Raw genomic sequence first — 20,896 nt, forward strand, 5'->3', positions numbered from 1 at the left:
TACTTGAAACGGTGTTGCGGTAAATCTTTAGAAATTGCCTTTGACCCACGCCTGCAGCCGCTCGAACAACGGCGCCTTGGCCTCGTCGTCGCTGCGGTAGCTGTCACGGTTGCTCGGGCCCGACAGGGAAATGCCGTCGGTCTGCTTTTGCAGCCCGTACAACAGCAAGCCCACACCGGTGGAATAAATCGGGTTGCGCACCACGTCGCCCAGGCCTTTGACGCCATGGGGAACACCCAGGCGGACCGGCATGTGGAAGATTTCCTCTGCCAGTTCGACCGCGCCTTCCATCTTCGAGGTGCCACCGGTCAGCACGATGCCGGCCGGGATCAAATCTTCGTAGCCGCTGCGACGCAGTTCAGCCTGGATCAGGGTGAACAGCTCGTCGTAGCGCGGCTCGACCACTTCGGCCAGGGCCTGGCGCGACAGCTCACGCGGTGGACGGTCGCCCACGCTTGGCACCTTGATGGTTTCACCGGCACCGGCCAGCTTGGCCAGGGCGCAGGCGTAGCGGATCTTGATTTCTTCGGCGTACTGGGTCGGCGTACGCAGCGCCATGGCGATGTCGTTGGTCACCTGGTCGCCGGCAATCGGGATCACGGCGGTGTGACGAATAGCACCCTCGGTGAAGATCGCGATGTCGGTGGTGCCGCCGCCGATGTCCACCAGGCATACGCCCAGTTCTTTTTCGTCGTCGGTCAGTACCGAATACGCGGAGGCAAGCTGCTCGAGAATGATGTCGTCGATTTCCAGGCCGCAGCGGCGCACGCATTTTTCAATGTTCTGCGCGGCGTTGACGGCACAGGTCACCACGTGGACCTTGGCTTCCAGACGCACGCCCGACATGCCCAGGGGCTCGCGGACGCCTTCCTGGTTATCGATCACGTAGTCCTGCGGCAGGGTGTGCAGCACGCGCTGGTCAGCCGGGATCGCCACGGCCTGGGCGGCGTCGAGGACGCGCTCAAGGTCGGCGGCGCTGACTTCGCGGTCGCGAATCGCCACGATGCCGTGGGAGTTCAGGCTGCGGATATGGTTGCCCGCCACGCCGACGAACGCCGAGTGAATCCGGCAACCGGCCATCAGCTGCGCTTCTTCGATGGCGCGCTGGATCGATTGCACGGTGGACTCGATGTTGACCACCACGCCCTTCTTCAGGCCACGGGACGGATGCGTGCCAATACCGACGATTTCGATCGTGCCGTCTTCCCCGACCTCGCCCACCAGCGCCACCACCTTGGAGGTGCCGATATCGAGACCGACGATCATTTTGCCGCTTTGCACGTTTGCCATGGGTCCTGCCTCTTCTTAATTCTTCGCGACAGCGGGTTGCGCTGCCGTGGGCGCAGCCGGTTCACGCCAGCCGACGGCAAGGCCGTTGGCGTAACGCAGGTCGACGCTCGCAATGTTCGTAATCTGTTCTTTCAAGGTCTTGTCATAGATGGCGATGAAGCGGCGCATCTTTTCCACCAAGCGGTCGCGTCCCAGCAACAACTGGATGCCCGGGCCGGAACTGCCTGCCCCGGTCGTCAAAAACCAGCTACCCCGTTCACGCAATTCCAGGCGTGCAATGGAGAAGCCCATTGGCCGCAGCATCTGGCTCAAGGCCTGGTACTGCTGCATCACTTGCTGCTGCGCCCGCTGCGGCCCGAACAGCTGCGGCAGGTGCTCGTAATTGGCCAGCTCACGCGGAGTGAACGCCTGGCCCTGGTTGTTCAACAGTGCCTCATCGCCCCAACGGGCCACGGGCAGTTGTTCTTCCAGGCGGATCGTTACCTGGTCCGGCCATACGCGGCGGACTTCGGCGTGGGCGATCCACGGCATCTGTTCCAGCTCCCGGCGCATACCCGCCAGGTCAATGGTGAAGAAGCTCGCCGCCAGGAACGGGCCGATACGCTGCTGCACCGCTTGCTGGCTGATGTAGCTCAAATCGCCCTGTACGCTGATCTTGGTGATCGGCCGGTCGGCATAGGGCAATAGACGCTGCGCGCCCTCGTAAGTGCCGAAGCCCAGCACCACCAGCATCACCGGCCAGAACAGCGCCTTGAGGAAACCAAAGTTGGCTTTCGGCAGGCGCGCCGACATCGGCTCTTTAGCCACCATTCGACTGGCACCCCGTGGCACCGGCTTGCGGCTCGGTGCTTGTGGGGGCTGATGACGAAGCGATGCGCCTTTCATGTCCTTAGCCTCTTGGCTCGATGCTGGCGGCCAGAATCGCCAGCACCAATTGCTGGAAATCCAGGCCGGCTGCGCGAGCGGCCATCGGTACCAGGCTGTGGTCGGTCATGCCCGGTGCGGTGTTGACTTCCAGGAACCAGAAATCCCCTTGGTCATCCTGCATCACGTCTGCCCGTGCCCAACCGGCAATACCCAACGCCTCACAGGCTTTCGCCGTGAGGTCCATCAATTCCTGTTCTTTGGTTGCGTCAAGGCCGCACGGGATCCGGTACTGGGTATCGGAGGCCAGGTACTTGGCGTCGTAGTCGTAAAAGGTGTGGGGCGTGCCCAATGCGATGGGCGGCAATACCTGGCCACGCAGGGTGGCGATGGTGTACTCGGGACCCTGGATCCACTGTTCCACCAACACTTGCGAATCGTAGGTACTTGCCGCTTTCCATGCGTCGATCAATTCGGCGGCCGAGTTCACTTTAGCCATGCCGATACTGGAGCCTTCATGGGCAGGTTTGACGATCAAAGGCAGGCCCAGTTCCTTGGCTGCAGAAATACAATCGTCTTCGCTGCACAGAACGCTGTGACGCGGGGTGGGAATACCCAGGCTGTGCCACACCTGCTTGGTGCGCAACTTGTCCATGGCCAGTGCCGAAGCGAGGATGCCGCTGCCGGTGTAAGGGATACCGGCACACTCCAACAGGCCCTGCATGCTGCCGTCTTCACCGCCACGGCCGTGCAGGATGATGAAGGCACGGTCGATCTTCTCGGCCTGCAGGCGGGCGAGGAAGTCATCGCCCACGTCGATCCCGAACGCATTCACGCCGGCACTTTGCAGCGCTTCGAGCACGGCGTTGCCGGACTTGAGCGACACTTCGCGCTCGGCGCTCTTGCCGCCGAACAGCACGGCCACGCGGCCGAAGTCGGCTGGCGTGATGGTGGAGAACAGGGAGCCGTAGTCAGCGGTCATTTCGACGCCCCCTTCTTGGCGGCCGCAAACAGCGGGCTCGCCAGCAACTTAGGCGCAAGGCCGCCGATATCACCGGCGCCCTGGCACAGCAGGATATCGCCGGCACGCAGCAGCGGCTTGACGATCGGCGCCAGGTCCACACCGCGCTCGATGTAGATAGGGTCCAACTGGCCGCGCTGGCGGATGCTGTTGCACAGCTTGCGGCTGTCGGCGCCCGGGATCGGTTCTTCACCGGCCGGGTAGACCTCCATCAACAGCAGCACGTTGGCATCGGCCAGCACATTGACGAAATCGTCGTACAAATCGCGGGTGCGGCTGTAGCGGTGCGGCTGGTAGACCATCACCAGGCGACGCTCCGGCCAGCCACCGCGCACGGCCTTGATCACCGCGGCAACTTCGGTCGGGTGGTGACCATAGTCATCCACCAGCATCACGTCACCGCCTTCCACCGGCAGTTGGCCGTAGACCTGGAAGCGTCGGCCGACACCGGCAAAGCGCGACAGGCCCTCGACGATGGCTTCATCGCTGACGCCCTCGTCGGAGGCGATGCAGATGGTCGCCAGGGAATTCAATACGTTGTGGTTGCCCGGCATGTTCACCGACACATCCAGCGGCTCGCGGTCGGGACGCAGCACGGTGAAGTAGGTCTGCATGCCTTCCTGGCGCACATTGATCGCGCGCACGTCGGCGTCTTCGCTGAAGCCGTAGGTCACGGTCGGACGCTTGACCTGGGGCAGGATTTCACGCACCACCGGGTCGTCCAGGCAGAGCACGGCCAGACCGTAGAACGGCAGGTTGTGCAGGAACTCGACGAAGGTTTTCTTCAACTTGTTGAAGTCACCGTCGTAGGTGGCCATGTGATCTTCGTCGATGTTGGTGACCACAGCGACCAGCGGTTGCAGGTGCAGGAAACTGGCGTCGCTTTCATCGGCTTCGGCGATCAGGTAGCGGCTGGTACCAAGCTGGGCATTGGTACCGGCTGCATTCAGGCGGCCACCGATGACGAAGGTCGGGTCCAGGCCACCGGCGGCGAACACCGAGGCGATCAGGCTGGTGGTGGTGGTCTTGCCATGGGTACCGGCGACGGCGATGCCGTGGCGATAGCGCATCAGCTCGGCGAGCATCTCGGCGCGTGGCACCACGGGAATGCGGCGCTCAAGAGCAGTGGCCACTTCCGGGTTGGAGGTGTTCACGGCGCTGGACACCACCAGCACGTCAGCCTCGGCAGCGTTCTCGGCGCGGTGACCGATAAAGATCTGCGCGCCAAACGACTTCAGGCGCTCGGTGACCGGCGACTCTTTCAAATCCGAGCCGGACACCTGGTAGCCCAGGTTCAGCAACACTTCGGCGATGCCGCACATGCCCACGCCGCCGATACCGACGAAGTGGATGCGACGGATGCGGCGCATTTCCGGTTGTGGCATGGCTTTCTGATTCTCAACCATGGGCCACCTCCAGGCAGATATCGACCACGGTGCGGGTTGCGTCAGGTTTGGCCAGGCGGCTTGCGGTGCTCGCCATGTTGTTGAGTCGTTCCGGTTGCATCAAAACCTCGGTCAGGCGTGCGGCCAAATCGGCGGGGCCAGTCGTTCTTTGCGGCAGCAGGAAGGCAGCGCCCTCCCCGGCCAAATATTCGGCGTTGCGGGTCTGGTGATCGTCGATGGCGTGGGGCAAGGGCACCAGCAAGGACGGCAGACCGGCAGCAGCCAGTTCACTGACGGTCAACGCACCCGCGCGACAGACCACCAGGTCGGCCCAGCCATAGGCATGGGCCATGTCTTTGATAAAGGGCTGCACATTGGCCGCCACACCGGCGTCGCGATAACGCGTGGCGGTGACTTCATCGTGGTTCTTGCCGGCCTGGTGGAAGATCTCCGGGCGCAATTCCACAGGGAGTTGCGCCACGGCTTCCGGCAGCAATTTATTCAGCGGCTCGGCCCCCAGGCTTCCGCCCAGGATCAGCAGGTGCGCCTTGCGCCCTGCGAGTGCTTCGCGGGCGATATCCATAAACAGCTCGGTGCGCACCGGGTTGCCGGTGGTACGGCGCTTATCCGACACACTGAAGGTGTTGGGGAACGCCTCGCACACCCGTGCAGCCAACGGCACCAGCAGACGGTTGGCGGTACCGGCCACGGCGTTCTGCTCGTGCACGATCACCGGCACGCCGGCAAGCCTGGCGGCGACGCCACCGGGGCCGGTCACATAACCACCGAAGCCGAGCACACACACCGGCTGCAATTCACGGATGACCTTGCGCGCCTGCCACACCGCCTTGAGCAACACGAACGGTGCCTTGAGCAGGGACAACTTGCCCTTGCCGCGCAGGCCCGTGACGTTGATCAGGTGCAACGGCAAGCCCGCATTCGGCACCAACTCGTTTTCGATGCCGCGCGGTGTACCCAGCCAGTGCACGGTGTAGCCACGGTTCTGGAATTCCCGGGCGCACGCCAGGGCCGGGAACACATGGCCCCCGGTGCCGCCGGCCATGATCAGCACGTTAGCGCCCATGGGTCGGCTCCTCGGCGAAGTCGCTTTCGCTGAACTCCATCTCTTCGCTGCCCAGGTGGGTTCGACTCTCCCACTCGATACGCAGCAACAAGCCAAGACAGGCGCAGCAGATCACCAACGAACTGCCGCCGTAACTGAGGAACGGCAAGGTCAGGCCCTTGGTCGGCAGCAGGCCGACGTTCACCCCGATGTTGATCAGGAACTGGCCGATCCACAGGAACGACAAGCCGTAGGCCACATAGGCGGCGAAATACTGTTTGGCCTTCTCGGCCCACAGGCCGATGTACATGCCGCGTACACACACGAACACGAACAGGGCGACGGTGCACAGCGAGCCGACCACGCCGAGTTCTTCGGCGAGTACGGAGAACACGAAGTCGGTGTGCGCTTCCGGCAGGTAGAACTGCTTCTGCACGCTGTTGCCCAGGCCCACGCCCAACCATTCGCCGCGACCGAAGGCGATCAAGGCCTGGGTCAATTGGTAGCCGGAACCGAACTGGTCGGACCAGGGGTCGGTAAAGGTGATCAGACGCGCCATCCGGTACGGTTGCGCCTGTACCAGGATGGTCACCGCAGCCACTGCCAGCACCACCATCAAGCTGAAGCGGAACAAGCCCACGCCGCCGAGGAACAGCATCGCCGCCGCCGCGCCCATCATCACCACGGTGGCGCCGAAGTCAGGCTCCATCAGCAACAGGCCGGCCATGGGCAGCAGCACGATGAATGGCTTGAAGAAGCCCATCCAGCTTTCGCGCACTTCCTTCTGGCGACGCACCAGGTAACCGGCCAGGTAGATCACCACGAACACCTTGGCGATTTCCGACGGCTGCACGTTGAACGCACCGAAGCCAATCCAGCGCATCGAGCCGTTCACCTCGCGGCCAATGCCGGGCAGGATCACCATGATCAGCAAGCCGAACGCGCCGATCAGCATCAGCCAGCCCAGGCGCTGCCAGGTAGCGATGGGAATCATCATGGTGACGATGCACGCGCCCAGGCCGATGATCAGGTAGACCAGGTGACGGATCATCATGTACAGGGTATTGCCCGATTGCACGGCGGCCACTTCGGAAGAAGCCGAGGTGATCATCACCAGGCCCAGGCCCAGCAGCGCGAGGCAACCGGCGAGCATCGGGAAATCAAGGTCGATGCCGCGCCCGGTAATGATCGGCGACGGGTACGGCTTGATGATGTTTCTGAAGTCAATGCTCATGCCAAGCCCTCCACGGTGCGGGCGAACAACTGGCCGCGCTCTTCGTAGTTCTTGAACATGTCGAAACTGGCGCACGCCGGCGACAGCAGCACCGCATCGCCTGGCTGGGCCAGGGCTTTGCATTGGGTAATGGCGTCGTCCAGGGAGGTGGCGCGCACCTGTGGCACGGCATCGCCCAGCGCGGCAGCGATCAAATCGGCGTCGCGGCCCATCAACACCACGGCGCGGCAATGGGCAGCCACCGGTGCCTTGAGGTCCTTGAAATCGGCACCCTTGCCGTCGCCACCGGCGATCAGCACCAGTTTGCCTTCGATATCGGCGCCCAGGCCTTCGATGGCGGCCAATGCGGCCCCCACGTTGGTGGCCTTGGAGTCGTTGTAATAGCTGACGCCGTCCAGGTCGCGAACCCACTGACAGCGATGCTCAAGGCCGCCGAAGGTGCGCAGGCTCGACAGCATGGCGTCGAACGGCAAGCCCACGGCGTGCCCCAACGCCAATGCGGCCAAGGCGTTGGATTGGTTATGGGCGCCACGGATTTTCAGCTCGCGCACCGGCATCAGGTTCTGGAATTCGAAGGCCAGGTACTTCTCGCCGTTCTCTTCACGAATGCCGAAGGCCTTGAAGTCGGGTTTGCCCAGGCCGAAGGTCCAGCACGGCATGCCCTCGCCCATCAGCGGACGGCTCAGCGCATCCTGGCGATTGACCACAAATTGCTTGGCGCCGCGGAAGATCCGGTGCTTGGCCAGGTGGTACGCCGGCAGGCCGCTGTAACGGTCCATGTGGTCTTCGCTGACGTTCAACACGGTGGCCACTTCAGCACCCAGGTCGTGGGTGGTTTCCAGCTGGAAGCTCGACAGTTCCATCACGTACAGCTCGACGTCGTCGCTGAGCAGGTCCAGCGCCGGCGTGCCGAGGTTACCGCCCACGGCCACGCGCTTGCCGGCCGCCATCGCCATCTCGCCGACCAGGGTGGTCACGGTGCTTTTCGCGTTGGAACCGCTGATGGCCACGATCGGCGCCTTCGCATTGCGTGCAAACAGGTCGATGTCGCCGGACAGCTTCACGCCACGGGCCGCTGCGGCTTGCAGGGCCGGTGTCGCCAGGGCCAGGCCGGGGCTCACGTAGAGCTCATCGGCGCGGCACAGAAACTCAACATCCAGCTCGCCACAACGCACTTCCACGTGCGGGTAGTCACGGCGCAGCGTGACCAGCTCCGGTGGATTTTCCCGCGTATCGGCCACGGCAAACGACGTGCCCCGGTTCGCCAGGAAGCGAACCAGGGACATGCCGCTCTTGCCGAGGCCGACAACGATGCGGAAGTGGTCTGAAGCGATCAGGGACACTCGTTTCTACCTCAGTTTCAGGGTGGCAAGGCCGACCAGGACCAGAATCACGGTGATGATCCAGAAACGGACAATCACACGCGGCTCAGGCCAGCCCTTGAGTTCAAAGTGGTGGTGAATCGGCGCCATGCGGAACACGCGGCGCCCGGTCAACTTGAAGGACGCCACCTGGATGACCACCGACAGGGTTTCCATCACGAACACGCCGCCCATGATGAACAACACGATTTCCTGGCGAACGATCACCGCGATGGTGCCCAGGGCCGCGCCCAGCGCCAGTGCGCCGACGTCGCCCATGAAGACTTGTGCGGGGTAGGTGTTGAACCACAGGAACCCCAGGCCGGCACCGATCAAGGCGCCGCAGAACACGATCAGCTCACCCGCGCCCGGTACGTAGGGGATCAGCAGGTATTCAGCGAATTTCACGTTACCCGACAGGTAGCAGAAGATACCCAGCGCGCCGCCTACCATCACCGTCGGCATGATCGCCAGGCCGTCGAGGCCGTCGGTCAGGTTCACCGCGTTGCTGGAGCCGACGATCACGAAGTAGGTCAGCACCACGAAGCCGATGCCCAACGGGATGCTGGCGTCCTTGAGCATCGGGATGATCAAGGTGGTTTCCACTGCGCTTGGCGCCGTGGTGTAGAGGAAGATCGCGGCGGCAAGGCCGAACACCGACTGCCAGAAATACTTCCAGCGGCTTGGCAGCCCCTTGGAGTTTTTCTCGATCACCTTGCGGTAGTCATCGACCCAGCCGATGGCGCCGAACAGCAAGGTCACCAGCAGCACCACCCATACGTAGCGGTTGTGCAGGTCGGCCCACAGCAAGGTGCTGATACCGATGGACGACAGGATCAGCGCACCGCCCATGGTCGGGGTGCCGGACTTGGACAGGTGCGACTGCGGGCCGTCATTACGAACCGATTGACCAATTTGCAGGTTCTGCAGGGTGCGGATCATCCACGGCCCTAAAAACAGCGACAAAGACAGCGCGGTCAGCACACCCAGAATCCCGCGCAGGGTCAGGTACTGAAAGACCGCGAAGCCTTTGTGGAACTGTTGCAGATACTCAGCCAGCAGCAGCAGCATTAATGTTTCTCCGTACTTGAGCCACACAAGGCCGCGACGACGTTTTCCATCACCGCGCTGCGCGATCCCTTGATCAAAATGGTTGTGTGTTTGTCTTGTTCTGCCACGCCCAGTGCCTGGATCAACTCGGCCTGGGTGGCGAAATGTCGCGCACCGGGGCCGAAGGCAGCCACGGCATGGGCCATGTTCGGGCCGACCGCATAGAGCGCGTCGGCCTTGCCGATGGCGTAGGCGCCGACTTCACGATGGGACTGTTCGGCCCAGTCGCCCAGTTCGGCGATATCGCCCAGCACCAGCACCTTGCGACCGTCAAAGCCTTTGAGCAGATCAATGGCAGCGCACACCGAGGACTGGTTGGCATTGTAGGTGTCATCAATCACGCGCATGCCGTTTGTCGCCAACTGCGCCACGGTACGGCCCTTGACCGGCTGCACCGCGCCCAGGCCCGTGGCGATACCGAACAGCGACACGCCCAAGGCGCCAGCCGCAGCCGCAGCAGCCAGGGCATTGGCGACGTTATGGTTGCCGAGCAAATTCAGTTGCACGTGCTCGCTACCTTGCGGGGTATGCAACGTGAAGGACGGGCAGCCACGGGCATCGACGGTGATGTCGGAGGCATGGAAATCAGCTGCGGCGTTAAGCACGGCAAACGTCAGGACCTTGCGACCGGCGGCGCGTAGACGCCAGGTCTCGAAGGCCTTGTCGTCCAGGTTCAAGACTGCGGTGCCCGATGCATCAAGGCCCTCAAGGATTTCACCCTTGGCCTCGACGATTTTTTCCGGGCCACCGAACTCGCCGACGTGGGCCGTACCGGCGTTATTGATAATGGCGACGTGGGGCTTGGTCAGCGCCACGGTGTAGGCGATTTCGCCGATGCGCGATGCACCCAGTTCGATCACCGCCGCGGTGTGTTCCGGGGCGAGTTCGAGCAGGGTCAGCGGAGCGCCGAAATCATTGTTCAGGTTGCCACGGGTGGCCAGCACGGGACCGCGCGTACGCAGGATACCGGCGAGCAGTTCCTTGACCGTGGTCTTGCCGCTGGAGCCGGTGATGGCGGCAACGGGCTTATCGAAAGCGGCACGGTTCAGCGCCCCCAATTGGCCGAGGGCCAGGCGGGTGTCGGCGACCAGCAGTTGCGGCAAGGTGGAATCAGCCACTTCGCGCTGCACCAAGGCACCTGCGGCGCCTTTGGCGGCGACTTCGTTCAGGTAGTCGTGACCGTCGAAACGCGGACCGGCCAGGGCGACAAACAGTTGCCCCGGCTGGATCGCACGGCTGTCGATGCTCACACCCCTGAAGCTGCAATCGCTCGACAGTACGCGTGCCGACAAGGCCTGGGTCAGTTCGCTGAACGTCATCGCCTTAAGCATGGGCGACCTCCCAGGCGGTCAAGGCATGATCGGCCTCGACCAGATCGGAGAAGGCATGACGCTCGCCGTTGATTTCCTGGTAATCCTCGTGCCCCTTACCAGCCAGCACAACCACGTCGTCAGCGCTGGCGCTGGCGATCAACTGGGCGATTGCCGCGCCGCGACCGGCGACGAAGGTGGCCTTGGATGCGTCTTTGAAGCCGGTGCGAATGTCATCGAAAATCCGGCTCGGGTCTTCGCTGCGCGGGTTGTCGTCGGTGACGAGCACACCATCGGCCAGGCGTTCGACGATCTCGGCCATCAACGGCCGCTTGCCGCGATCACGATCACCGCCACAGCCGAACAGGCAGAGCAACTTGCCCTTGGCGTGAGGGCGCAAGGCTTCGAGGACTTTTTCAAGCGCATCCGGGGTATGGGCGTAGTCAACCACCACCAGCGGCTGCGTACCGCCACCCAGGCGCTGCATGCGACCGGCCGGGCCTTCGAGCTTCGGCAGGACCTTGAGAATCTCGTCCAGTGCGTAATCCAGGCCGAGCAGCGCGCCGATGGCGGCAAGTACATTACTCAGGTTGAAACGCCCGAGCAGGGTGCTGCGCAAGTGGTGCTCGCCCTGAGGCGTGACCAGCGTGGCGCGCACGCCTTCGTCATTGAATTGGGCTTCGCGGCAATACAGGTACGCGCCGGCGTCTTCCAGGCTGTAGGTGATCAGGCGCGCTTCGCTGTCTTGGGCCGCCAGTTGGCGACCAAAAGCGTCGTCCAGGTTGATCACCCGGCACTTGAGGTCATTCCAGGCAAACAGCTTGGCCTTGGCGGCGGCGTACGCCTCCATGGTGCCGTGATAATCCAGGTGATCGCGGGACAGGTTGGTCATCACTGCCACATCAAAGGCCAGGGCGGTAACGCGGCCCTGGTCCAGACCGTGGGACGACACTTCCATGGCAATCGCCTTGGCACCGGCCTTTTTCAGGTCGGCCAGGGTCGCTTGCACGGCGATGGGGTTCGGCGTGGTGTGCAGGCCGCTTTGCAGCGCGCCATAAAAACCGGTACCCAGGGTGCCGACAATGCCGCAGTGCTGGCCCAGCAGGTCAAGGGCCTGGGCGACCAATTGGGTCACGCTGGTCTTGCCGTTGGTACCCGTCACGCCCACCAGATTGAGGTGGCGGCTCGGATCGCCGTAAAAACGCCCGGCAATATCGGACAGTTGCTTGGCCAGTCCCTTGACCGGGATCAGCGGCACGTCGGTGATCGGCAGCACCGTGGCGCCTTCGACTTCATAGGCCACGGCAGCCGCGCCGCGCTGCAGCGCGTCGGCGATGTGCGCACGGCCATCGTACTTGCCGCCCGGCACCGCCAGGAACAGGTCGCCAGCGCGCACGTTACGGCTGTCCAGGGTCAACTCGCGAATCAGCAGATCGCGGCCGGCGTGGGCAAAAATCTTGTTCAGGCTAAGAGACATCAGCCGCGCCCTCCATTGGCTTTTACTGCAGCGGCCGGTGGTCCGGCATTCGCTTGTTGGGTCGGCGGCAAGTTATCCGGGGTGATGTTCATCAGGCGCAGGGTGCCGGACATTACTTTGCTGAACACCGGTGCCGATACCAGGCCACCGAAGTAACCGGCCTTGCTCGGCTCATCGATCACAACGACGATGGCGTAGCGCGGATCGCTCATTGGGCCGAAGCCGGCGAACAGCGAGCGGTAGGAGTTTTCGGCGTAGCCCTTGGTGCCCACCGACGTCTTACGCGCGGTACCGGACTTGCCCGCCACGTGATACGCCGGCACCTGGGCACGGAATACGCCGCGCGGTGCTTCGATCACTTGTTGCAGCATGCCCTGCATGGTCTTGGCGACGTTTTCCGGGATCACCTGGGTGGCTTTCGGCGCTTCATCGACGTGGATCAGGCTCAACGGCACCATGCGTCCGTTATTGGCCAGCACGGAGAAGGCATGGGCCAGCTGGATGGCGGTCACCGACAGGCCGTAGCCGTAGGAAAGCGTGGCGGTCTCGGCTTTTTTCCAGTCGCGGTAGTTGGGCAGGTTGCCGACGCGCTCACCCGGGAAATCCAGGCCGGTGGGTTGCCCCAGGCCGATCTTCTGCGCCAGGTGGTAGATGGTTTCACCACCGATATCGAAGGCGACCTTACTCATGCCCACGTTACTGGAGTTGATCAGGATACCTGTCAAATCCAGCACCGGGCCTTCAGTACGGGACACGTCACGAATGGTGTATTTGCCCAGTTGCAACGTACCCGGATACACCTCGACCTTGTCGCTGGGTTTCCAGCGTCCGGTTTCCAGGGCGGCACTCATGGAGATGGCTTTCATGGTCGAGCCCGGCTCGAACACGTCGATCATCGCGCGGTTACGCATCATCGCCGGTTGCAGGTTGCGTCGGTTGTTCGGGTTGTAGGTCGGTTGGTTGACCATGGCGAGGATCTCGCCGGTCTTCACGTCCATGATCACCAGGCTGCCGGCCTTGGCACCGTTCTCGATGATCGCGTTACGCAGCTCACGGTTGGCCAAATATTGCAGGCGCAGGTCAATCGACAACGCCAAGGGCTTTCCGGCCTTGGCGTTTTTAGTGACTTGGACATCCTTGATCAACCTGCCGCGCCGATCCTTGATGACCTGTCGTTTTCCCGGTACCCCGGCCAGCCATTCATCGTAGGCGAGTTCCACACCTTCACGACCATGATCATCAATGTCGGTAAAGCCGACCATATGGGCAGTGGTTTCACCGGCAGGGTAGAAACGACGGAACTCCTCGATGCCGTAGACACCAGGGACTTTAAGGTCGAGCACCTGCTGGCCTTGTTCGGGGGTAAGGCCGCGAACGAGGTAGATAAATTCTTTATTTGCCTGGGCCTCGAGGCGCTCAGCCAAGGCTTTGGGATCCTGGCCCAGGGCGGCAGCCAGTTGCGGCCACTTGTCCTTGGCAACCTGCAATTCCTTGGCGTTGGCCCACAGGGTGGTCACCGGCGTACTCACCGCCAACGGCTCGCCGTTACGGTCAGTGATCAGGCCACGGTGCGCAGGGATCTGGATATGACGCAGGCTACGGGCATCGCCCTGGCCGATCAGGAAGTCACGGTCGACCACTTGCAGGTCGATGATCCGCCAGGCAATCGCACCCACCATCAATGCCAGCAAGCCGAGCATCAGGCGGAAGCGCCATGGGTAGAGTGCGCCTTCAAGCTTCATCATGGCGCCACCATGCGCACTTCGGCCGCGCCCGGGATGTGCATTTTCAGCTGTTCGGTGGCCAGCACTTCGATACGGCTATGGGCCGTCCAGGTGCTTTGCTCGAGGATCAACCGCCCCCACTCCGCCTGCGCCTTGTCACGCACGCTCAATTCCCCATAGAGGGTATTGAGCAGTTGGCGGTTGTAATGGGCGCTGTAGGACACCGCAATTGCGGACACCAGCACGCCGACAAACAGCAGCAACATAAAGAAGCTGCCGCCCGGGAGGGGCTTGGCGAAAAGCTTGCTCACCGCAGCTTCTCCGCGACGCGCATGACGGCGCTACGGGAACGTGGGTTGGCCTTGAGTTCGGCTTCGGAAGCGAACTGCACTTTGCCATGGATTTTGATTTTCGGCACAAAGGCTTCGAAACGTACCGGCAGGTTGCGCGGCAGGTTGTCGGACTCGCCCTTGACCAGGCGGCGCATGAACAGCTTGACGATGCGGTCTTCCAGGGAGTGGAAACTGATCACCACCAGGCGACCGCCTACTTCCAGCGCCTCGAGGGCAGCCTCGAGGCCAGCCTCCAGGTCGCCCAATTCGTTGTTGACGTGGATACGCAGGCCCTGGAACGCGCGGGTCGCCGGGTTCTTGCCCTTTTCCCACGCGGGGTTGGCGACTTTCAGCACTTCGGCCAGGTCGGCGGTGCGCTCGAACGGCTGGATTTCGCGACGCTCCACCACGGCACGGGCCATGCGGCCGGCGAAGCGCTCTTCACCGTATTCCTTGAACACACGGGCGATTTCTTCCACCGGCGCAGTGGCAATGAACTGCGCGGCACTGACACCACGGGTAGGGTCCATGCGCATGTCGAGGGGGCCGTCGTTCATGAAGCTGAAGCCGCGCTCCGGGTCATCGAGCTGCGGCGAAGACACGCCCAGGTCGAGCAAAACCCCGGCCACCTTGCCCGCCATGCCGCGCTCGGCGACTTCGGCACCGAGCTCGGCAAAGCTGCGCTGCACAACGACAAAGCGGCCGTCTTCGGCCGCTAGCGCTTGCCCGGTGGCAATCGCTTGGGGGTCTTTGTCGAACCCGAGGAGCTTGCCGTCGGGCCCGAGCTGGCTGAGGATCAACCGGCTATGCCCGCCCCTGCCAAAGGTACCGTCCAGATAGCAGCCATCCGCGCGTACGGCGAGAGCCTCAACGGCTTCGTCAAGCAGTACGGTGATGTGGTTAAAGCCGCTATCAATAGTCACAGGATCAAATCACGCAGTTCATCAGGCATGGCGCCCGGTTGTTGAATAGCAGCCAGGTCAGCTGCAGAAACAGCATCCCAGGCATCTTCGTCCCACAATTGGAACTTGTTCAGTTGGCCGACCAGCATTGCGCGCTTATCCAGCTTGGCGTACTCGCGCAAACGCGGGGGCACCAGGAAACGACCACTGCCATCGAGCTCGAGGTCGACGGCATTACCGATCAGCAAACGCTGCAGGCGGCGGTTTTCTTCACGCAATGAAGGCAGGGCGCGCAATTTGGTTTCGATCAACTCCCACTCATCGAGGGGGTAAACACATAAACAAGGGTCAACGGCATCGATCGTGATGATCAGTTGCCCGGAACTTCGCGAAATCAGCTCGTCACGATACCGGCTCGGCATGGCGAGACGGCCTTTTGCATCGAGACTGATAGCGTTAGCTCCGCGAAACACAGATGCGTTTCTCCAAATTTTAGCGTTTTACGTTCAAAAAACCCACTTTGTGCCACTTTCCGCCACTTGCGCACACTATAGGAATGCGCCCACCACACCGTCAAGGCGCGGATTCAAGGAAAAGCCTTACAGATCGGAGATTTACGAGCGTAAAAGGAGGAGAAACCAGAGTTCGGCGGTGTTTTTGGCTCGACAAGCACAAATAGCTCAAAGAGCTACAGCTCAAAGTTAAAGTAATTTGTTAAGAGTAAGATTTTTTTGGTATTACGAAGATGCATCTGCCAATGATTTGGCAGGGAGGGATTCTTGCGTTACTACCGGTTTTTTGCCCGAGACTCGGGCAAAAGGAAAAAGGTGGAGAGTCGATCTGTAAGCCGGGTTCTGTCTTGAACAGTCATTCGTCTACGATGGCCATCACTGGACATCTTTAGCAACCTACCCGGTCCCAGCGCGGGCCACGCCTTGGGACCCTATTTGGTCTTGCTCCAAGTGGGGTTTACCTAGCCACGAACTGTTGCCAGTCGTGCGGTGCGCTCTTACCGCACCTTTTCACCCTTACCGGCACCGAAGTGCTTAGGCGGTTATTTTCTGTGGCACTTTCCGTAGGCTCACGCCTCCCAGGCATTACCTGGCACTTCGCCCTATGGAGCCCGGACTTTCCTCCCCCCCCTAATTTTCATAGAGGGCAGCGACTGTCCAATCGACTCTCCGCCGCGCAGGTTAACGGCACGGCGGCCTCAGGACAAGTATTAAAAGTGCAGCATTGCCATCACGTTCGGACGGAATACCGGTTTAACCCCGGAACTATTCAGCTTTCTGTTTATCCAGCGCAACTTGATACAACACGTTCTTGCGCACACCGGTAATTTCCGCCGCCAACGCCGCCGCGCGCTTGAGGGGCACCTCCTTGAGCAGCAGGTCGAGGACACGCATGGCCTCACTGCCGACCGCGTCTTCCGCCTCCGGTGCCGTCCAACCCGCCACCAGCACCACGCACTCTCCACGCTGCTGATTGCTGTCGCCTTCGACAAACGCGCGCAGCTCTTCCAACGGCAAGCCCTTGAGGGTTTCGAACGTCTTGGTCAGTTCACGCGCCAGCAACGCAAGGCGCTCGCCGCCAAACACCAGCTCCATGTCCTGCAGGCATTCGAGGATACGGTGCGGGGCTTCGTAGAAAATCAGGGTACGCGGTTCTTCCTTTACCGCCTGAAGACGGGCGCGACGCCCCACCGCCTTGGCCGGCAGGAAACCTTCGAAGATAAAGCGATCCGAGGGCAGGCCCGCCGCCGACAACGCCGCTATCAGCGCGCACGCCCCGGGAACAGGTACTACATTGATACCTGCGGCCCGCGCCTGGCGAACCAGGTGGTAACCCGGATCGGAGATCAGCGGCGTGCCCGCATCGGAGATCAGTGCTACATCATCACCGGCCAGCAGGCGGACAATAAAGCGGCTGCCTTCTTCGCGCTCATTGTGTTCGTGGCAGGCGGCTAATGGCGTGCTGATGCCAAAATGCTGCATCAACCGTTGGGAGTGCCGGGTGTCTTCGGCCGCGATCAATTTAACCTCGCGCAACACTTTCAGTGCTCGGGCACTGATGTCGTCCAGGTTGCCAATGGGCGTCGCCACGACAAAAAGCGAGCCTGCAGTGGAATTCAAAGGACCTGGAGCAGTCAAAACGCACACCTCAATGGTTGGCAAAAGTCATAGTGTAGCGCGTAGGCGCCTTGAAAATATGCCATCACGGCCGATGCCTTTTCTGCCATCGATTGCCAACAGCAACATTTACACGACCTAAATCAAAGGTTTCACGCCAGTAACATCGCGCCTGGGCCAGTGCTTGGGTACAATTCCACGCTAATTTGATCGGTATCAGGAACACTTACATGATCGCTTGCCTGCGGCTGCTCTCCGCCCTCTGCCTCGCTGCCTTACTGGCCGCTTGCGCCAGCTCGCCCTCGTCCAGCCTTGGCGACCTTCCACGGACCCCGGACGCCAGTATCGAGCAACTGCTCGAACAGGCCACCACCGCCAAGACGCCAGAAAAGGCCGCGTTGCTGCGCCTGAGTGCGGCAGACATGGCCTACCGCCAGAACAACCCTGGCCGCTCGTCGCAGATTCTTGCGCAAGTGTCCCTGGATGTCCTCAAGCCAGCCGCGCAAGTCTTTGCCAGCACCCTGGCTGCCGAATTGGCCATGACGCGCAACCAGCCCAAGGCCGCGTTGACCGCCTTGAACCATCCGAGCCTGCAAAGCCTGAAGGAGCTGCCGACCGAACAGCAGATCCGCACCGGCACCGTGCACGCCCGCGCTTATGAAGCCGATGGCCAGACCCTGGCCGCTGCTCGTGAGCGCGTCGCCATGGCGCCACTGCTCAGCGGCGATGCCGCCAAAAGCAATCACGAAGCCATCTGGACCTTGATTGCCGCACTGCCTGCGGAACAACTGCAAGCCAGCGGCAACCCGACCCTGGACGGCTGGATTACCCTGGCCCAAGCGGTCAAGGGCGCCGGTACGCTTGAGCAACAGCAGGCCGCCATAGACACCTGGCGCGCACAGAACCCGGGCCACCCGGCCGCCGTGCAACTGCCAACCCCGCTGACCAAGCTCAAGGAGCTGGCCAGCCAGCCCTTGAACAAGATCGCCCTGCTGCTGCCCCAGGAAGGCCCGCTGGCCTCCGTCGGCAAGGCCCTGCGCGAAGGTTTCATGGCGGCGCACTACCAGGCTGAACAAGCCGGGCAGAAGCCACCGGTCATCGAGTTCTATGACAGCTCGCGCCTGGCCTCCATCGACGACTTCTATGCCAAGGCCCAGGCTGCAGGCGTGCAATTGGTAGTTGGTCCGCTGGAGAAGCCATTGGTCAAGCAGCTCAGCACGCGCCCTCAGCTACCGATCACCACGCTGGCGTTGAACTACAGCGAGACCGATCAGGGCCCGGCGCAATTGTTCCAGTTCGGCCTGGCCGCTGAAGACGAAGCCCGCGAAGTGTCGCGCCGCGCCCGTGCCGATGGCCTGCACCGCGCCGCTGCCATGGTGCCCCGTGGCGAGTGGGGCGAGCGTGTCTACAAGGCCTTCCGCCAGGATTGGGAAGCCAACGGTGGCACGGTTGTCGGTGTCGAGTATGTCGACCAGCCGGTCGCCCTCGCCCAGCAAATTGCCGACCTGTTCCAACTGCGTAAAAGCGAAGGCCGCGCCAAGAGCCTGCAAAGCACAGTGGGCACAGACGTAGCGGCACAGCCGTCACGTCGCCAGGACATCGAGTTCATCTTCCTGGCCGTTACCCCGCAACTGGCCCAGCAGATCAAGCCGACCCTGAACTTCCAGTACGCCGGTGATGTGCCGGTGTACGCCACGTCCCACGTATTCAGCGCCAGCGGTGACAAGAACCAATACCTGGACATGACCAACGTGATGTTCTGCGAAACCCCTTGGCTGCTCAACACCACCGACCCGCTGCGTAACCAGGTTGCCGCACAATGGCCGCAAGCCAATGGCAGCCTTGGCCGCCTGTATGCGATGGGCGTCGACGCCTACCGCCTGGCCCCGCGCCTGGGCCAGTTGAAAGCACTGCCGGATACACGCATTGACGGCCTCTCGGGCAACCTGGGCATCAGCACCAACCAGCGCGTCGATCGCCAGATGCCATGGGCGAAGTTCGTTGGTGGCGAGATCCAGCGCCTGCCGGACACCCCGCGCTGATGCCGGAGCGGTCTACTGCACAAAGCGGCAAGGATGCCGAACTTCAAGCATTGAAACACTTGCAACAACAGGGTCTGCGCCTGCTGGCGCAGAACTGGTTGTGTAAACGCGGCGAGCTTGATCTGGTCATGCTTGACGGCGATACAGTAGTATTCGTCGAAGTCCGCTACAGAAAACACGCACAATGGGGTGGCGCGCTCGCCAGTATCGACGGGCGCAAGCGTCAGAAGCTGATACTCGCTGCGCAGTTTTTCCTGCAAGAAGAGCATCGCTGGGCCGACGCCCCCTGCCGTTTCGATGTGGTTGCCATGGAAAGCACACCGTCTGGTCAGGTTGATCTGAACTGGCTGCAAAATGCCTTCGACAGCTGATTCGCCGGACACCTTCATCACACACTTTTGCTCTTTGCTTTGCGGGCTGCACATTCCTGTGCCAAACAGCCGCGCTACTTAAGGTCACACAGATGGACATGCAATCCCGAATTCGCCAGCTTTTCCAGGCCAGCATCGACACCAAGCAACAGGCGATGGACGTACTTGCACCGCACATCGAGCAAGCCAGTCAGGTCATGGTCAATGCCTTGCTCAACGAGGGCAAAATGCTTTCGTGCGGCAACGGCGGTTCGGCCGGCGATGCCCAGCATTTTTCGTCCGAGCTGCTCAACCGCTTCGAGCGTGAGCGCCCGAGTCTGCCGGCTATCGCCTTGACCACCGATTCGTCAACGATCACCTCGATCGCCAACGACTACAGCTACAACGAAATCTTCTCCAAGCAGATCCGCGCACTGGGCCAACCAGGCGATGTGCTGCTGGCGATTTCCACCAGCGGCAACTCGGCGAATATTATTCAAGCGATCCAGGCCGCACATGATCGCGAAATGATTGTCGTAGCATTGACCGGACGCGACGGCGGCGGCATGGCCTCGCTACTGCTGCCCGAAGATGTGGAGATTCGCGTCCCGGCCAATGTCACCGCACGTATTCAGGAAGTCCACCTGCTGGCGATCCACTGCCTGTGCGATCTGATCGACAGCCAACTGTTTGGGAGTGAAGAATGACCGTTAACCGCCTCGGCCTTTTGGCCATTACGTTGTGCCTCGGCATCAGCGGCTGCAGCACGGCAATCACTGCGACACGTGACACCCCTATTCAGGATGACAAGGGCACCCGCACCTTCGGCAGCAAGATTGACGACTCGCTGATCGAAACCAAGGTTGAAGTCAACATTGCCAAAGCCGCCACGGACCTGGGCAACGGTGCTTCACGCATCGTCGTGACCAGCTTCAACGGCGTGGTACTGCTCGCAGGCCAAACGCCACGCGCCGACCTCAAGGCCCAGGCCGAACAGGCAGCCTCGGCCGTACAGCGGGTCAAGAAGGTCCACAACGAATTGCAGGTCATGGACCCGATCACCCTGCTGGCCATCAGCAACGATGCCCTGCTGACGACCAAGATCAAGGCGCAGATGCTAACCGACAACGCGATTCCCGGTTCGCGGATCAAAGTCGTCACCGACAACGGTATCGTTTACCTGATGGGCCTGCTGACCCAGGCGGAAGCCACGCGCGCAGCCAACCTGGTGCAGGGCGTGTCCGGCGTGCAGAAGATCGTCAAGGTGTTCGAGTACATCGATTGATGTAAGCGGCAGCCATA

Annotated in this window: 19 protein-coding genes and 1 other RNA gene; 4 read left to right on the forward strand and 16 right to left on the reverse strand. The window is 61.9% G+C overall.

All coding sequences use genetic code 11. The features are described from left to right. Nucleotides 1-27: 27 nt before the first annotated feature. The 16 genes from ftsA to rsmI all read right to left on the reverse strand — a co-directional run bounded on the left by ftsA (nt 28) and on the right by rsmI (nt 17,223). Nucleotides 28-1,290 carry a cell division protein FtsA gene (gene ftsA, locus BFQ01_RS03565; RefSeq protein WP_027604757.1) on the reverse strand — a complete coding sequence of 421 codons (1,263 nt, stop codon included), beginning with the start codon at nt 1,288-1,290 and terminating at the stop codon, nt 28-30. Between the two features lie 15 nt (nt 1,291-1,305). Then, complete coding sequence (locus BFQ01_RS03570; RefSeq protein WP_027604758.1) at nt 1,306-2,175, reverse strand: cell division protein FtsQ/DivIB; 870 nt, start codon at nt 2,173-2,175, stop codon at nt 1,306-1,308. A gap of 4 nt (nt 2,176-2,179) precedes the next feature. Then, nucleotides 2,180-3,136, reverse strand: coding sequence for a D-alanine--D-alanine ligase (locus BFQ01_RS03575; protein ID WP_065924254.1), 957 nt, complete (start codon nt 3,134-3,136; stop codon nt 2,180-2,182). Next, nucleotides 3,133-4,581, reverse strand: coding sequence for a UDP-N-acetylmuramate--L-alanine ligase (gene murC, locus BFQ01_RS03580; RefSeq protein ID WP_027604760.1), 1,449 nt, complete (start codon nt 4,579-4,581; stop codon nt 3,133-3,135). The genes BFQ01_RS03575 and murC overlap by 4 nt, the downstream gene beginning before the upstream one ends. Beyond that, nucleotides 4,574-5,644, reverse strand: coding sequence for an undecaprenyldiphospho-muramoylpentapeptide beta-N-acetylglucosaminyltransferase (gene murG / locus BFQ01_RS03585; protein ID WP_065924255.1), 1,071 nt, complete (start codon nt 5,642-5,644; stop codon nt 4,574-4,576). Before murG ends, murC begins: the two co-directional genes overlap by 8 nt. After that, entirely contained in the window at nt 5,634-6,857 is a 1,224-nt protein-coding gene (gene ftsW, locus BFQ01_RS03590) for a putative lipid II flippase FtsW (RefSeq protein WP_065924256.1), read from the reverse strand. The genes murG and ftsW overlap by 11 nt, the downstream gene beginning before the upstream one ends. Further along, nucleotides 6,854-8,200 (reverse strand): UDP-N-acetylmuramoyl-L-alanine--D-glutamate ligase, encoded by a 1,347-nt coding sequence (murD, locus tag BFQ01_RS03595; RefSeq protein WP_065924257.1) that lies wholly within the window; start codon nt 8,198-8,200, stop codon nt 6,854-6,856. The genes ftsW and murD overlap by 4 nt, the downstream gene beginning before the upstream one ends. Nucleotides 8,201-8,206: 6 nt before the next feature. Beyond that, nucleotides 8,207-9,289: a phospho-N-acetylmuramoyl-pentapeptide-transferase gene (gene mraY, locus BFQ01_RS03600; protein ID WP_003171875.1), complete on the reverse strand. Its 1,083-nt coding sequence runs from the start codon at nt 9,287-9,289 to the stop codon at nt 8,207-8,209. Beyond that, nucleotides 9,289-10,659: a UDP-N-acetylmuramoyl-tripeptide--D-alanyl-D-alanine ligase gene (gene murF, locus BFQ01_RS03605; protein WP_065924258.1), complete on the reverse strand. Its 1,371-nt coding sequence runs from the start codon at nt 10,657-10,659 to the stop codon at nt 9,289-9,291. The genes mraY and murF overlap by 1 nt, the downstream gene beginning before the upstream one ends. Beyond that, nucleotides 10,652-12,115, reverse strand: coding sequence for a UDP-N-acetylmuramoyl-L-alanyl-D-glutamate--2,6-diaminopimelate ligase (locus BFQ01_RS03610; protein ID WP_065924259.1), 1,464 nt, complete (start codon nt 12,113-12,115; stop codon nt 10,652-10,654). The genes murF and BFQ01_RS03610 overlap by 8 nt, the downstream gene beginning before the upstream one ends. Next, nucleotides 12,115-13,857 (reverse strand): peptidoglycan D,D-transpeptidase FtsI family protein, encoded by a 1,743-nt coding sequence (locus BFQ01_RS03615; RefSeq protein ID WP_162844256.1) that lies wholly within the window; start codon nt 13,855-13,857, stop codon nt 12,115-12,117. Before BFQ01_RS03615 ends, BFQ01_RS03610 begins: the two co-directional genes overlap by 1 nt. Further along, entirely contained in the window at nt 13,857-14,150 is a 294-nt protein-coding gene (ftsL, locus tag BFQ01_RS03620; protein ID WP_003216203.1) for a cell division protein FtsL, read from the reverse strand. The genes BFQ01_RS03615 and ftsL overlap by 1 nt, the downstream gene beginning before the upstream one ends. Continuing rightward, a complete protein-coding gene (rsmH, locus tag BFQ01_RS03625) occupies nt 14,147-15,094 on the reverse strand; it encodes a 16S rRNA (cytosine(1402)-N(4))-methyltransferase RsmH (RefSeq protein WP_065924260.1) in 948 nt (315 codons plus the stop codon). Before rsmH ends, ftsL begins: the two co-directional genes overlap by 4 nt. Then, nucleotides 15,091-15,546, reverse strand: a complete 456-nt coding sequence (gene mraZ / locus BFQ01_RS03630) for a division/cell wall cluster transcriptional repressor MraZ (protein WP_003171868.1) — start codon at nt 15,544-15,546, stop codon at nt 15,091-15,093. Before mraZ ends, rsmH begins: the two co-directional genes overlap by 4 nt. A 354-nt stretch (nt 15,547-15,900) precedes the next feature. Further along, nucleotides 15,901-16,254, reverse strand: an RNA gene (gene rnpB / locus BFQ01_RS03635) — RNase P RNA component class A. A gap of 96 nt (nt 16,255-16,350) precedes the next feature. Further along, on the reverse strand, nt 16,351-17,223 hold the full coding sequence (gene rsmI, locus BFQ01_RS03640) for a 16S rRNA (cytidine(1402)-2'-O)-methyltransferase (RefSeq protein ID WP_065924261.1): 873 nt from the start codon (nt 17,221-17,223) through the stop codon (nt 16,351-16,353). Between the two features lie 209 nt (nt 17,224-17,432). On the opposite strand from rsmI, the gene BFQ01_RS03645 reads away from it, so the two are divergent. The 4 genes from BFQ01_RS03645 (at nt 17,433) to BFQ01_RS03660 (ending at nt 20,879) form a co-directional block, all read left to right on the forward strand. Continuing rightward, complete coding sequence (locus BFQ01_RS03645; protein ID WP_027604768.1) at nt 17,433-19,244, forward strand: penicillin-binding protein activator; 1,812 nt, start codon at nt 17,433-17,435, stop codon at nt 19,242-19,244. Next, entirely contained in the window at nt 19,244-19,615 is a 372-nt protein-coding gene (locus BFQ01_RS03650) for a YraN family protein (protein WP_065924262.1), read from the forward strand. Before BFQ01_RS03645 ends, BFQ01_RS03650 begins: the two co-directional genes overlap by 1 nt. Before the next feature lie 92 nt (nt 19,616-19,707). Further along, nucleotides 19,708-20,301 (forward strand): phosphoheptose isomerase, encoded by a 594-nt coding sequence (locus BFQ01_RS03655; protein ID WP_007904374.1) that lies wholly within the window; start codon nt 19,708-19,710, stop codon nt 20,299-20,301. Continuing rightward, nucleotides 20,298-20,879 (forward strand): BON domain-containing protein, encoded by a 582-nt coding sequence (locus BFQ01_RS03660; protein WP_027604770.1) that lies wholly within the window; start codon nt 20,298-20,300, stop codon nt 20,877-20,879. The genes BFQ01_RS03655 and BFQ01_RS03660 overlap by 4 nt, the downstream gene beginning before the upstream one ends. Nucleotides 20,880-20,896: the final 17 nt, after the last annotated feature.

Source organism: Pseudomonas sp. 8 R 14 (assembly GCF_900005955.1).
GTDB classification, from domain to species: domain Bacteria; phylum Pseudomonadota; class Gammaproteobacteria; order Pseudomonadales; family Pseudomonadaceae; genus Aquipseudomonas; species Aquipseudomonas marginalis.

What these genes read in the sequence shown, in the direction of transcription:
- ftsA (WP_027604757.1), bottom strand. Translation starts at nt 1,290, where the DNA reads ATGGCAAACGTGCAAAGCGGCAAAATGATCGTCGGTCTCGATATCGGC.
- BFQ01_RS03570 (WP_027604758.1), bottom strand. Translation starts at nt 2,175, where the DNA reads ATGAAAGGCGCATCGCTTCGTCATCAGCCCCCACAAGCACCGAGCCGC.
- BFQ01_RS03575 (WP_065924254.1), bottom strand. Translation starts at nt 3,136, where the DNA reads ATGACCGCTGACTACGGCTCCCTGTTCTCCACCATCACGCCAGCCGAC.
- murC (WP_027604760.1), bottom strand. Translation starts at nt 4,581, where the DNA reads ATGGTTGAGAATCAGAAAGCCATGCCACAACCGGAAATGCGCCGCATC.
- murG (WP_065924255.1), bottom strand. Translation starts at nt 5,644, where the DNA reads ATGGGCGCTAACGTGCTGATCATGGCCGGCGGCACCGGGGGCCATGTG.
- ftsW (WP_065924256.1), bottom strand. Translation starts at nt 6,857, where the DNA reads ATGAGCATTGACTTCAGAAACATCATCAAGCCGTACCCGTCGCCGATC.
- mraY (WP_003171875.1), bottom strand. Translation starts at nt 9,289, where the DNA reads ATGCTGCTGCTGCTGGCTGAGTATCTGCAACAGTTCCACAAAGGCTTC.
- murF (WP_065924258.1), bottom strand. Translation starts at nt 10,659, where the DNA reads ATGCTTAAGGCGATGACGTTCAGCGAACTGACCCAGGCCTTGTCGGCA.
- BFQ01_RS03610 (WP_065924259.1), bottom strand. Translation starts at nt 12,115, where the DNA reads ATGTCTCTTAGCCTGAACAAGATTTTTGCCCACGCCGGCCGCGATCTG.
- BFQ01_RS03615 (WP_162844256.1), bottom strand. Translation starts at nt 13,857, where the DNA reads ATGAAGCTTGAAGGCGCACTCTACCCATGGCGCTTCCGCCTGATGCTC.
- BFQ01_RS03645 (WP_027604768.1), top strand. Translation starts at nt 17,433, where the DNA reads ATGATCGCTTGCCTGCGGCTGCTCTCCGCCCTCTGCCTCGCTGCCTTA.
- BFQ01_RS03650 (WP_065924262.1), top strand. Translation starts at nt 19,244, where the DNA reads ATGCCGGAGCGGTCTACTGCACAAAGCGGCAAGGATGCCGAACTTCAA.
- BFQ01_RS03655 (WP_007904374.1), top strand. Translation starts at nt 19,708, where the DNA reads ATGGACATGCAATCCCGAATTCGCCAGCTTTTCCAGGCCAGCATCGAC.
- BFQ01_RS03660 (WP_027604770.1), top strand. Translation starts at nt 20,298, where the DNA reads ATGACCGTTAACCGCCTCGGCCTTTTGGCCATTACGTTGTGCCTCGGC.